Annotated in this window: 9 protein-coding genes; 2 read left to right on the forward strand and 7 right to left on the reverse strand. The window is 30.4% G+C overall.

Going from position 1 to position 14,105, the window contains the following annotated elements:
• Positions 1-575 precede the first annotated feature (575 nt).
• Together AB4Y15_RS13185 and AB4Y15_RS13190 are read left to right on the forward strand one after the other, a co-directional pair.
• A complete protein-coding gene (locus AB4Y15_RS13185) occupies positions 576-1,391 on the forward strand; it encodes a MerR family transcriptional regulator (protein WP_427340809.1) in 816 nt (271 codons plus the stop codon).
• Positions 1,392-1,461: 70 nt separating this feature from the next.
• Entirely contained in the window at positions 1,462-2,787 is a 1,326-nt protein-coding gene (locus tag AB4Y15_RS13190; protein WP_427340810.1) for an MATE family efflux transporter, read from the forward strand.
• Between the two features lie 480 nt (positions 2,788-3,267).
• Here the strand turns inward: AB4Y15_RS13190 and AB4Y15_RS13195 are convergent, their stop codons facing one another.
• The 7 genes from AB4Y15_RS13195 to abc-f form a co-directional block, all read right to left on the reverse strand.
• Complete coding sequence (locus AB4Y15_RS13195) at positions 3,268-5,058, reverse strand: ABC transporter ATP-binding protein (protein WP_427340811.1); 1,791 nt, start codon at positions 5,056-5,058, stop codon at positions 3,268-3,270.
• Positions 5,048-5,836 (reverse strand): ABC transporter ATP-binding protein, encoded by a 789-nt coding sequence (locus AB4Y15_RS13200; protein WP_427340812.1) that lies wholly within the window; start codon positions 5,834-5,836, stop codon positions 5,048-5,050. The genes AB4Y15_RS13195 and AB4Y15_RS13200 overlap by 11 nt, the downstream gene beginning before the upstream one ends.
• Complete coding sequence (locus AB4Y15_RS13205) at positions 5,815-6,837, reverse strand: ABC transporter transmembrane domain-containing protein (RefSeq protein WP_427340813.1); 1,023 nt, start codon at positions 6,835-6,837, stop codon at positions 5,815-5,817. The genes AB4Y15_RS13200 and AB4Y15_RS13205 overlap by 22 nt, the downstream gene beginning before the upstream one ends.
• 314 nt (positions 6,838-7,151) lie before the next feature.
• Complete coding sequence (locus tag AB4Y15_RS13210) at positions 7,152-7,889, reverse strand: tetratricopeptide repeat protein (RefSeq protein ID WP_427340814.1); 738 nt, start codon at positions 7,887-7,889, stop codon at positions 7,152-7,154.
• A 293-nt stretch (positions 7,890-8,182) separates the two neighbouring features.
• Positions 8,183-8,347 carry a hypothetical protein gene (locus tag AB4Y15_RS13215; protein WP_427340815.1) on the reverse strand — a complete coding sequence of 55 codons (165 nt, stop codon included), beginning with the start codon at positions 8,345-8,347 and terminating at the stop codon, positions 8,183-8,185.
• 50 nt (positions 8,348-8,397) lie between these two features.
• The gene (gene ppsA / locus AB4Y15_RS13220; RefSeq protein WP_427340816.1) at positions 8,398-11,121 is read right to left on the reverse strand and encodes a phosphoenolpyruvate synthase; all 2,724 of its coding nucleotides are present in this window, start codon (positions 11,119-11,121) and stop codon (positions 8,398-8,400) included.
• Positions 11,122-11,725: 604 nt separating this feature from the next.
• Positions 11,726-13,390 (reverse strand): ribosomal protection-like ABC-F family protein, encoded by a 1,665-nt coding sequence (abc-f, locus tag AB4Y15_RS13225; RefSeq protein WP_427340817.1) that lies wholly within the window; start codon positions 13,388-13,390, stop codon positions 11,726-11,728.
• Positions 13,391-14,105 lie beyond the last annotated feature (715 nt).

Below are 14,105 nucleotides of genomic sequence, written 5' to 3' on the forward strand. Positions count from 1 at the left end.
ATAATAAAATCCCATATTTTAAAAAATTAATGTTGATTTTATTGAAACTTTGTCTGGCATGTTTACATGCCAGAGTCGTTATAAACTACTTTAAATTGTGGATAAATTCAAATATAATTTCCGTTTATGGATATGGGCAAAGTCTTCCTTAATTATTTTAATCGAAGATTTTGTTCTATTTTAGTAAACCCACTAGAATTATTAAAAACATCTAAAAATTATTTCAAGATTCGGAATATATTAATTCAAAATATTCTTAAAAAATACTAGTCAAAATAACCATAAAACCACAAATAATCTTCATCACTTGAGTATTTTTCTGTTGCTCATCGATTCTAAATAATTTTTATTAATATTATTATAGGTAAACATATCCCAATTTCTTTCTCCCATAATTCTATATAATCCCACTATACATTTCTATTTAAATAAATTTCAATATAGTTCATAATAATGCTATAATATCTAATAATAAGTTTTTACGTGAATTTAAATTAAAAAAATCTTATCTGGAAACACACCAAAAAATTTTTCACAAGAATATAAAGATTAAATTAACAGGAGGAAAATTTTTCATGGAAAATAAATTTCTAATAGGGAGTATGGCAAAAATTCATAATATTTCAGCCCAGACATTAAGATATTATGATAAAATAGGACTTTTGAAACCTAAAATAATAGATGAAAATAATGGATATCGGTATTATACGATAGAACAGTTTGAACAATTAGACACAATAAAATATCTAAAGATTTTAGGTATGACTTTAAATGATATAAAAGAGCATTTTAAAAAGAGAGATATAGAAAATACTATAAAATTACTTGAAAAACAGAAGCATTTAACTTATAAAAAAATCCAAGAACTACAATTAATAGCAAATAAAATCGATTATAAAATTAACTGCATAAAAGATTGCATGAACATAGAAAAATATGAAAAGGTAAGAATCCGAGAAATATCTGAAAGAAATATCGTCTTGCAATATATAAACGATCCAGATTCAACTGTTGAATTTGAACTAGCTTTAAAAAAATTACAAAATGTGTTTAAAAACAATTATCTAATGTTTACTGGAAAAATAGGTGTAATCGTTCCTTTAAATAATTTGAAAAAGCATAGATTTAATAGATATAATGCTGTATATATTCTAATAGAAGACAAGCTTAAGTCTAGTAATATAAAAAAACTACCCGCTGGTAAATACGCTTGCATCTATCATAAAGGTGCATATAGAGAAACATATAGAACTTATAAAAAATTGTTAAAATATTTAAAGGATCATCATTATGAAATTATAGGAGATGCTATAGAAATTGGTTTAATTGATGGTTCTATAATATCAAACGAAAATGAATATGTAACAGAAATTCAAATTCCAATAAAATAATTCCTTGACCTTATAGTTACTATAAGGTATAAAATAACCTCTGTTAAACGAAAGGAGAGGTTATTTTATTATGAAAAAAACATTAGACTTAAAAAATGATTCTGTTTCTAAATTATTTTTAAACTATCTTATTCCAGCAGTTTTAGGTATGCTCATCATGTCTTTACATATAGTAATAGATGGTATATTTGTAGGACGAGGGATTGGAAGTGATGGACTAGCAGCTGTAAATATTGTAGTCCCACTATATTCAATATTTGAAGCTATCGGTATATTTATTGGATTAGGAGGAGCAACAGTAGCTTCCATCAAGTTTGGTGAAGGAAAAAATGAAGAAGGCAGTAGTATTTTTACACAAGCTATCATATTAGCAACAATAATAAGTATAACAATTACTGTTTTAAGTGAATTAAATATAGAAAAGCTTGCTTATGCCCTAGGAACAAATGATAAAATACTACCGTTTGTAAAAAATTATATGCGTATATTATTATATTTTGCACCTGTATTTGTTTTAACAGATGTGCTTAGTTGCTTTATAAGAAATGATCGAGCTCCTCAATTATCTATGTATGCTATGGCTGCAGGAGCAATCATTAATTGTTGTTTGGATTATATTTTTATTTTCAAATTCCATTATGGAATAAGTGGCGCAGCACTGGCAACAGGAACTGGAAATATATTTTCTATTATTATACTATTGACACATTTTATATTTAAAAAAGGAGAGCTTAAATTCGTTAGAACAAGATTTGCTTTAAATGATTTGATAAGAATTTTTAGAAATGGACTACCAAACTTTCTATCAGAAATATCTTTGGCTGTAGTTACGTTAGCATATAATTTAGTTCTTATGAAAATGCTTGGTGAAATAGGCGTATCTGCTTATAGTATAATTAATTATATTCACGCATTAATGCTTATGATTTTTATGGGAATATCACAGGCTGCACAGCCAATAATCAGCTACAATTATGGTGCTAAAGAATATGAAAGAGTAAGAGAAAGCTTTAAACTTGCAGTTAGAATATCAATTGTATTCGGAATATGCTTTTTCATGTCAGGAATATTATTTGGAAAAGATATGGTAAAACTATTCAACAACAATAATATAGAATTAATAGAAACAGCAACTACCGGCATAAAAATTTATTTTATAAATTATTTGTTTATGGGTGTAAATATGGTAACAGCTTCATATTTTCAAGCTATTGAAAAAGCTGAATTCTCAATGATTATTACTTTGAGCAGAGGATTAATGTTTACTATTACAGGATTATTCATTCTTCCTAAAATATTTAATATAACTGGAATCTGGATAACTACTCCTTTAGCAGAATTATTGACTTTATATATTTGCTATTTTTTCATTAGACGTTTTAAAAGGAAAATATAAAAGCAAATTTTCAGAAATCTAATTTTGATAATGTATACTTTTCACTATAATTTAGAAGAAGTTGAAATATCAGGAATAAATTTAAGTAATTGCGAAATAAAAGGAATCAAGATAAAAATAGAAAATTTATCATGGGTTATCGTTTCTCCTATACAAATACTCTCCCTTTCAAAGCTTCTCGGACTCATTCAAAACATAATGATATAAACAAAAATTAAAACTGCACTTAAATACAATGCCAGTAATGTGAAAAATTTATGGTTTTATGTACATTAAACTATAATTTTGGCAATCATAAAAGCAAGTTTAAAAGTTATTTATTACTATCCAGTTAATTACTTCTTGTCAGATTGGAGTTTAAAGCACAAATTTATTTACAGACTCAGATGAGATCACTCCAAACCATCACTTTAATTTTTCTATATCGCTTCACAAAATTCGTTGTTGAACATTATTACTTTGCATTTTCTCTATGTTTCATTATACATAATATTGAGCCTGTTTCTCCCACATCTCATAGAACATATTATTCTTATCTAAATTAAGCTCTTTAAATGTACCTTCTTGAATTATCTTTCCTTTATCCAATACATAAATATAATCGCATAATTTACAACTAGACAGTCTATGTGATATAAAAATAGTAATTTTTTTATCTTTATTATTTTCTAAAGTGCTGTTTAGCTTTTTATAAATTTCATATTCCATTATAGGGTCTAGTGATGAAGTAGGTTCATCAAAAATCATCACACTTGAATCCCTATATAATGCTCTTGCTATAGCAAGTTTTTGTTCCTCTCCTCCAGAAAACTCTATTCCATCTTTATCAAAAATTCTATAAATATTTGTCTCAAGTCCTTTTTTGAGCCTTTGTATCTTATCAGACAACCCCACATTAGCAATAACTTCTTTTACTTTTCTATGATTATAACTGCTATTTAAGATAATATTGTCTTTTATAGAAAAAGAAAATAATTTAAAATCTTGAAATACACATGATAATTGTTTCATATAACTAGTATAATCAATGAATTGTAAATCCACCCCATTTATTAATATACTTCCACTAGTTGGTTTATAGAGTTTGCATAATATTTTAATCAATGTTGTCTTCCCCGCACCATTTAATCCAACAAGAGAATAACTTTTACCTTTCTCTAAAGTTAAAGATACATTATCCAATGTCTTCTCCTTACTTCTCGGATAATAAAAAGTTACATTTCTAAATTCAATCGTCTTTATTTCATTTATTTCAATACCTTTTTGAAAATTTTTTTCACTATTTAGATAGTAAAATTCAAAATAAGGCTCTAAGTAACGATTAAATATTTTTATATTTAAAAATGAAGCAATCATTCCCTGCAATGTAGATGATAAGTTTTTGGTGGCATTTAGCATAATCACTAATTCGCCAATACTAATTTTTTTAGCATAGGCTAAATAAATTAATATAAAACTTACAACGAAAATTTGGATTTGTAAGTTAACGCCTAGAATACCTTTATATGAACCTTGCTTAAGTAATAGTTTTCGAAACGCCTGTAAACTTTTGCTTTGATATTTTTTAAGTTTATCAATTATAATATTTTCTATTGAATATAATCTAATATCCTTTGCATATGTAAAATCTGTAATCACTTTCATGTAATATGAGAATTCTCGATTTAATGGAATAACTGTGTTCATAGTTTCCATTTCCACTTTTTTTGATTTTTTTGATATCATAGTATTTATTACTACTACAGTAATAACTACCAGTACTAATCCGAAATGTATACCTGAAATCATTAAAATAATAGCTATCAATGAAAAAATAGATGTAATACAATTACCAATTTCAACAATCATTCGGGGTATTATATTTTGATTTTTTATCGGAAATAGCGCTTTTTCTTTTAAATCCAATATTTCTGGATCTTCTATATTTTCATAGTCCATATTCATTGTTCTTTGCCCCAATTTTAGATTGATTGTTAGACTAATATCCTTACTTTTAACTTTCAACTTTGAATCGAAAAAGTTAATGACAACGCTTAAAATTGCATTAACAACTAAAAATACTACTATTAAATATATTAATTTGCTATTGTTATCATTGTATAATAAATTATCAATTACAATTAAAGGGAAATATATATTCATAAAAAGTTGTAAACTTTTTATAACTGCCATAAGTATAATAAAAGGAATATATGTCCCATCTATTTCATTAATAAGTTTAAACATTTTTGATAAAGTTTTTTTATTTAATTGGAACACACTAGAATTCATAATTATCTACCTCTTTATAATATTGCGATTGTAAGGCAAACATCTTTGCATAACTTCCATTTTTTCTCATTAATTCTTCATGAGTCCCCATTTCTTCGATAACTCCATTATTTAGATATATAATAGTGTCGCAAAATTTTGTACTTGCTAGTCGATGTGAAATAAATATGGTCGTTTTATCTTTAACTATATCATTAAATTGTTCATAAATCCTAGCCTCTGCTATAGGGTCCAAATTTGAAGTTGGTTCATCAAAAATAAATATTGCCCCATCTTTATAAACTGCCCTAGCTAACATGAGCTTTTGTTTCTCTCCTCCAGATAACTCTATCCCTTCTTTATCTAAAAATTTTAATAATGGTGTATTTTCTTTTAAACTTAATGACTCTATTTTATTTTCTAAGCCACTTACCTTGATAGCATCATGTAAACGCCGTATATTATCATCGTCAAAGGCTATATTTTCTTTAACAGAAAATGCCAAAACTAAACTTTTCTGAAAGATAGTTGAAAATAATTTATAATAGCTATTTAGATCATATTCTGTAATATCATTTCCATTTAATAAAATTTTTCCGCTTGTGGGAGTATATAATCCTGTTAAAAGTTTAATTAAAGTGGTTTTCCCTGCTCCATTAGGCCCAACTATTGCCAACTTTGTTCCATTCTTTAATTTATAATTAATGCCCTTAATTATCATTTCCTCTTTATTAGGATAATGGAAAAAAACATCTTTAAATTCTATATCATACGATTTTAATTTTTCAATTTGTACCACTTTCGTGAACATTTATTACCGTATACAAACTCTCTAAAGTCTGAAATGACTAAATTCTGTTTTCTTATCTTCACTATATCCTCTACAATATTCCTTATCCATGTATCATAATTATATATAGTCTGGTAATAAATCACGAAATTAGAAATTTGTATTGTTCCATTCAATGTATTTACAATTAGATACCAAAAAATAAATACATTCGTAAGAAAAGTAATTAACGTATTTATACAAGCAGCTTTATAGTATTTTTTTTCTATAGAAGATTCAACTTTTAAAACATTGTCTTTATATTTGTTAAACTTATTTGTAAATAAATCGGATAAATTAAAAATTCGTATTTCTTTTCCATATGAAAAATCAGTCATGATGTTTTCAATATAAAAAAGAACTCTTTGATGAAATGCAATATCATCCTTTACATCATATTCATATTTTTTAACATTCCAGACTAACATATTGTTAATTAAAATACTTATAATCAAAATAGTTATAATAATTGGACTTAATGTTAATAAAATCCAACTATATCCAATTAATACTATTATATTGGTAAAAAATGAAAATAAGGTGTGATATACACCTTCTATTCCTTCTGAATTGTTGTTTATTGCTCGGAATGCTATATGCATCTGATTAAGCTTGTCTTTATCTTCAGTATATTGATATTCCATAGACATACATGTTCTGCTATAAAGAAGTAAAAATCTATTTCTTAATCTCATAATCCGAGCATAAATATCACCATCAAGATACTCTCCAAAATATGTACATATAATCAAAAATACAGTAAGTATTCCTATCTGAAATAAAAGTTTATTAACAGCAATATCGTTTTGTAACCCTTCTATTATAATTTTAGGATATAATAGAAGGATAATTGGCTTTATTGCATGTAAAAAAGAGTTAATAAAAGAAAGTACAAAAAGCCATTTATCCCATTTAAAAGCTTTCTTTACTAAAAAAGTAATATTGTGATTTTTTTTTAATTTATTCTCCATCTTCATCATCCCTATACGTTACCAAATTATTAAATTGTTTTATTACCTCTGCAAAACCTTCACCAAACACTCTATATACATTATTAAACTGAACTTAATATTACTGCTTAATCTTGAGGGATTAAAAATCAAACCTTTTTTTCTTTTTAAGAATGAAATATTGTGATTTTTAGCTCAATTATTAATGTTCAGACTATTCAATCTGCTATTTTTATAGTATTTATCTTTTCTTATATGGAAATATTTCGGCTTTTTAAGGTTAAAATAATTCGTAGTTAAAATAATTCGTGGCGTAACAACTAGTTTATACTAATTTAGATTCGTTTTAGATGCTTTTGTGCTTGTATTGCTATCCATAACTTATTTCCATTATCTGATACTTCTTTATATTTCTTCTGTGCAGATACTATATCACCAGTCTTTTCATCTATTTGTGCTAACCTGTACAATATACCCAAACGTATGCATTTGCTTATTTTCTCACTCAATAGTTGCTGAAATTTTTCCTTGCTTTCTTCATATCTATTTAAAAAGAAAAATCTTTCTGCAACAAGCAGTTTCATTGCTAGAGTCATCCTTTGATTCACGGGTGGCAATATTGGGATTTGTGTTTCAAATAATTCCTCTGCATAAGAAATCTCTCCAAGTTCATACAAGCAAGATATTAAATTTATTGTATACGCAAGTAATGTTCCATTTTTTACTGATAAATAAGATTTTTCAATTGATAGCAAAACTTCCTTTGCCTTTTGGAATTCTCCCATTAAAATAAGTCCTGCTGCCTTATCAATGGTTAAATATGTTTTTATTTTAGGATTCTTCCCCGTGATATCCATTTGCTTTTCAGTGGCTTCTAAAAAAGCCTTTGGATCGCAATTTTCTTCTAGTAATTTTAATCTTTTTTTGTTACGCATATATGCAATAACTATATAACCAGCAATTACAGTAATAAAGGTAACTCCTCCTGCTAAGATAATATTTTTTGTGAATATGAATAAAGTAATCATCATTACAAAAGTAACAATGATAAAACTGATACGATTTACTAACATGATATAGTCTCCTTATTTTAGTATAATTTTTACTAAAATAATATTAACATAAATTTCCTACTATTATCAAGAAAAAAACAAACCATCGATTATTGCAAGACAACCATTGTTACCCCGAAGAAAGAGAATACCAAGTTTCCTGAAGATGTTACAAAAGCAGTCAATTTGCCAAACGGACATTCTTGATACGGTGAAATTACAAGATATGGATGCCGTTTCTCTTAAAGAACAAATAGAGCCAAAACGAGGCTTTCCACAAAAATAGACAAAAATATATAATCTAGGGGCCACGGTCACTGGACCAATAGCCCCACACCCAATCCCTGAACCATTCGCACCCCAATCAGAAATGGCATAAATAGTGCAAAGCCACATAGCAAAGAGCCAACTATAAAAATTGTCATTCCGATCATATAGAATTTCTTATAAGCGTATACGCCAGCCATCTTTGCAAACAAAGGAATAGTAATGGTAGATACGATTAAGAAGCTATGGAATAGATATCCAGTTACGCTTCTTCATCACCTTCCAATATTTGGATGTAACCTTGTGTTCCGTTCACGCGAATATAGTCACCGTCTTTAATAATCTCGGTTGCTTTATCGATGCCTACAACTGCAGGAATCCCATATTCACGTGCAACCACTGCCCCGTGAGTCATCATACCTCCGACCTCCATAACCAGACCTTTTGCTGAATTAAAGAGAGGAGTCCATCCTGGATCAGTAAAGGGGGCAACCAATATTTCACCTGGATTGAGTTTAGCTTCCTCCGGTCTCAGAACCACTCGTGCAACTCCTTCTACAACCCCTGCAGAAACCGGCGTACCGATTAATGCGCCTTCTGGGGCTTCAATATCACGTCGTCTTCCCGTAATCACTTCTCCTTCACTTGTCATAACACGAGGAGGAGTAAGTTTTTGGTATTGTTTGTATTTTTTTCTGCGTGATTGAACAAGTTCTCGGATGTTGCCGGAAAAACGATTCTCTTCCAATGCTAGAAGTTCTTCCAGCGATAGATAAAATACGTCCTGCTCATGTTCTAAGATACCTTTATCAACAAGAGCCCGTCCTTCATCCAAAATGGCTTGCTTATAAATATCAAAATGTTGAACAATAATGTACTTTGGATGCTCTCGCATTCCCATTTCATTACGATATACAGTAATAAGTCGGGACATTAGTTTCTTTTTGAAATATCCGCCGCGAGTCTTTCCGATACGTGAGAGAATCTCCTTAGCTGCTTGTTCGGCTTCCCTCTCTCCCTGTCTGAACTTTTCGCGATGTTCACCGGGAGCAACACTTCGAATATGGCTTATAATAGACGATACAAGCAGGGTCGGTGCTTCTCGCCATCGTGGATTGGTTACATCAATTTCACCGGGACAGCGCATCCCGTATTTATCCATAAATTGAACCAACTTTCTCTCAAACACATCTCCTCCACGAATCCGACCAAGCCCTTCATAAAACGTCTCATCCTTCGCCCTTTGCAAGTAGTCGATTACTTGAGGATACGGCCTTGCTGCATCAGCCAAATCTCCAATCATCAATCCCAGTTCAGTTGTAACATTTCCAAGCAACGATTTCTTTAATTTATTTAACAAGTGAACGCTTTGCTGGTCCCCTAACCACTTTTGGCTCAAACGTTCAATCAGCTTCCATGCCACAACTCCCGAAAGCGGATAAGGCAAGACATTCGAGAGCGGATAATTTGAGTATAGTAGCAAATTCCCGAGGCTCTCTTGGATTCGTTTGATTCTCTCTGCTCCAGAAGCTCCATTTACAAAGCTTTCACATTCTTTAATTGATCGAAGCATGAAATCATTGACGTATTTTACTCCTTGAGAAGGATCCCCGAAAAATAAGTTTTTGATGATATTCTTGGCAATCGGAAAAACCGTTTGAACTACTTTTCTTTTTACCTGTTTGTTTGATTTACATTGAAAGTCACCTCGTTCGATTACTTCGGATATAGCACTTGCAATTAACTCATCAATTCCACTCAAAACACGAGGCAATATCTTTTGAACCGGCTTTAGACAAAGAAGTTCAGTAATGTCAATAAATAACCTTCCGCCGGCCTCAAGAAATGCATGGCTCTCTGAACAAACCGAACCTTTTTTCCCGAAAGGCATCATGGTGCGCCAAAACGAAATCGCCAGCGGTTTCATCGCGTCTGTCATCATTTGCTGATGGCCAAACGAAAAAAACACATGTAATTTGTCATCCGTGATATCCGGCACTGGATAGAGAGATGTGATAGGTCGACTCTGTACAATGTAAAATTTCCCGTCCACCAAACACCATTCAATGTCTTGTTCTGATCTGTAATGTTCCTCAATCTTCTGACCTATTTTCGCCAATTCGAGGATTTTCTGGTCAGGCAGTGCCTGGACTTCTTGTTTTTCAATAGGGATGTTTTTTGTAATTGTTCCACCTGCTGGCACAGGATATATTGCAATTTTCTTTCTGGATATCTGTTTTTTGATGATTTCACCAGACCGAATTTGATATAAATCGGGTGATACAAGCCCAGATACAAGCGCTTCACCCAAACCGAAACTGGCATTAATGGAAATGATTTTTCGATTGCCCGAAATAGGGTCTGCCGTAAACATGATCCCCGACACTTCCGGAAAAACCATTTCTTGAACGACAACCGAAAGAAATACGGAACGATGGTCGAAACCGTTTTTCGCTCGATATGAGATGGCACGGTCCGTAAACAGAGAAGCCCAGCACTTTTGTATAGCATGGAGCAGTTGCTCTTGCCCTCGTACATTCAAATACGTTTCTTGTTGACCCGCAAAAGAGGCAGTTGGCAAGTCTTCCGCCGTCGCACTAGAACGGACCGCATACGATTTTCCTTTTCCGGTACGTTCCCATGCCTGCAAAATCGCAGATTGAATATCATCAGGCATGGAAATAGATTGCAGATGTTCCCGAATACGTTTTCCCAATACACGGATTTCTTCTAAAGAGTTCGGATTTACCCTATCGAGCTGGTTGAAAAGTTCGCCCATCTCTTGACTTATTTCGATAAATTTACGATAGGCCAAGGTCGTCACGCAAAAACCTTGAGGAACCGGAATTCCTGCTTTTGTCATTTCACCCAGATTGGCTCCCTTTCCACCCACAAACGGCAAGTATGTCTTGTCGATATCTTTGAAATACAATACGTATTTCTCCATTTCATCATTCCTTTCCCTTCGTTTATCTCCTGTATTCATTTGTTACCCAGAAAAGCTTTATCCAACCATGTCTACACTTTAGAGAATTTATGAAGATCACCACTGCCAAATACGGCTCAATTATCTTTTACCAACCCGGTACATCCTCTAAAAACTAAGAAAAATAATTTTGTCCTTCACTTGTATTAACGTATCCTAGAGAGCATGCACAATTAATCGGTTAAGTCACTAATGGTTATGCTCTTATATCCCAGAGTATTAAACAAATTATGGGCCGTCTGAACAATAACGCAAACAATTGTCTTCCATAAAACAACTCCAATCAATTTTAAGAAAACCAAGGAAACCAAAAATATATTTCTGTTTCTAACATAATTCACACTAATATGTTTGTCAACAGATTTTTTTCGAGACGCATCGCCGCTTCTTAACATGTAGAACGAATCGCTTTTAACTGCATACAGATGCTCCGGATTATCAAGGCAAAATTTCAAGAGCATCAATATGGATAATTACTAACAGCAATAAACATTCTCCGTTCTTACTTAATTGTAACAAATGGTGCGGATAGAATCGTTGGAAGTGTTTAATCTAAATGTCTGGTTTGTTTTGCGAAGCCTGACCCTATTTGTTTTTTTACAATTTATCTATATTGCTCTTTTAATTTTTTAAGTTCTTTCTCTATATCAAAATATTTCTTTTCCAACTGGCCCTTTTCTTCATCACTACAATTCATAAGTTTAAATGAAATATGAGATAGCTCCATTTGAAGTCTAAGTATTTTTTCCTTAATATTAATCCTTTCATTGGATGAAGATTTTGATTTTTTATCTAAATAATAGGAATACCCTCCTAAATATTGAGTAATTCCATTATTTGAAAGCTCCCATATTTCTTCGGCTATTTTATTTATGAAGTATTTGTCATGGGATACAAATAAAATTGCTCCTTCGTAGTCAAGAAGTGCATCTTCAATTATCTCCTTAGTAGGTATGTCAAGGAAATTAGTAAGCTCATCTAGTATTAATAGATTATTTTCTTCCAAAATAAGCTTTAAAAAAGCTACTCTAACTCTTTCACCATAGCTTAAATTTGATATTTTCTTATATACATCATCCCTTCGAAAAAGCATAGATCCTAATAGCGTTCTAACATAGTTTTCGTCATTGTTAATACTTTTTAACTCTTCTAAAATTGTTAAATCTAAATTCAATTCCTCAAGTTCCTGGGAGAAATAACCTATTTTAGCAGAAGGAGCTATATATATATTCCCTTCAAGTTGAACTCTCCCCATTATGCCTTTTAACAAAGTACTTTTTCCAACTCCATTTTTTCCTACAAGTCCTATCCTTGAATTTCTATATATATTAAAACTTACATTTTCAAAAAGTACTTTATCATAAGATTTTGATAATCCCTCTGCTCTAACTAAGATATTGCTAATTTTATCACTGCTACCTTCTAATTTGATATTTATATTTTTATATACTATAGGTTTTTTCTTTTCCTCCATATTTTCAAGCCTTGATATAATTGCTTTAGCTCTTTTAGCTATTTTTGCAGCCTTATGCCTTTGAAAGTCATTTTTGGACATATTGTTGTATTTATTTGCTCGTTCCATATGTTTTCGAGCTGCCTCTTCAAGTTTCCTCTTTTCTTTTATATATTCATCATATTCTCGTCTTGCTTTGTCAAGCTCTACCTGCTTCTGTCTTGCATAAAAGGTATATCCTCCCTTATATTCTTTTATGGTTTTATTCTCTAATTCAAATATTTTAGTAACCGTCCTATCTAAAAAGTATCTATCATGTGTTACCATTAAAACGGCTCCATCAAAATTATTAATAAAGTCTTCTAGCCACTCTTTAGTTTGATTATCCATATGATTAGTAGGCTCATCAAGTATAAGTATATCCGGTTTTTTAAGAAGAAGTTTTATAAGATATAATTTAGTTTTTTCACCACCACTTAAACTCTCAATTTTTTGTTTTTCAATCCCCTTTAGACCAAACTTATTAAGAAGCCTAAGAAAATCTCCATACTTATTCGTTTCGTTCATTAGCTCATAAACATACATGTGATTGTTGACAAATAAATTTTGTGGTAGATACTCAAAACTTCCATAAAACTTTATATTTCCAAAATCTGCTTCTAGCTCTGAAGTAATTATTTTAAGAAGTGTAGTTTTGCCAACTCCATTTCTTCCCACTATACCGATTTTATCCTTTCTATATAACTTAAAGGAAATGTCCTTCAATATTTCTTTATCTTTAATAGATTTTGATACATTATTTACATCTAGTAACACATTATCAACTCCTTTAAAAAATTAGCTATAGGGTGTACCCTATAGCTAAAATTCAAAAATATGATATTTCCGTCATTCCTAATATAAAAAGACTACTTTAATACAAAATTAAGCAAAAAAAGCCATAGGTGTGCATACCCATGACTTTGATTTCAAATATTCTATGTAAATATATTAAATGTTACTCTAATAACGGATAAAACAAGGGGTACCACAAACCTTAACAATAAACATTTGCATTAACTTTTGATAAAATAATAGATCTATTTTTTTAATCATTTTACTGTACCTCCTGTGTTTAATATAAATATTATATCATATTATTTTTAATAATACCACAAATTGTATTTTAAAACCATCTTTTTCAAGTTTTGATTAATTTAACTTAAAAATAAACCTTAAAATTATTTCTTATATCATTCCGTCTCTCATTCTATAATTGCAAAATCATCCCACAACCGCTATACCTTTTTTCAAATTCCTAATTCTGCGAAATTTTTTACCCCCTTTGATTTCAACCTATTTCTTCTCTATCAACACAACCGTCTCCACATGATTGGTGGTTAGAATTTGAATTAAAAGAAAACACCTCATATGTTTTCATATGAAGTGTTTAATTCAAATGTCTTTTTTATTTTGTGTTTTGTGAATTTGTGAAGCCTGACCCCGTTGTTTCTTTCAGATAATCTTTTATGTCAATATTGATATTTTTTAG

Origin of the sequence: Caloranaerobacter longqiensis, assembly GCF_050286925.1 — a bacterium.
Classification (GTDB): domain Bacteria; phylum Bacillota; class Clostridia; order Tissierellales; family Thermohalobacteraceae; genus Caloranaerobacter.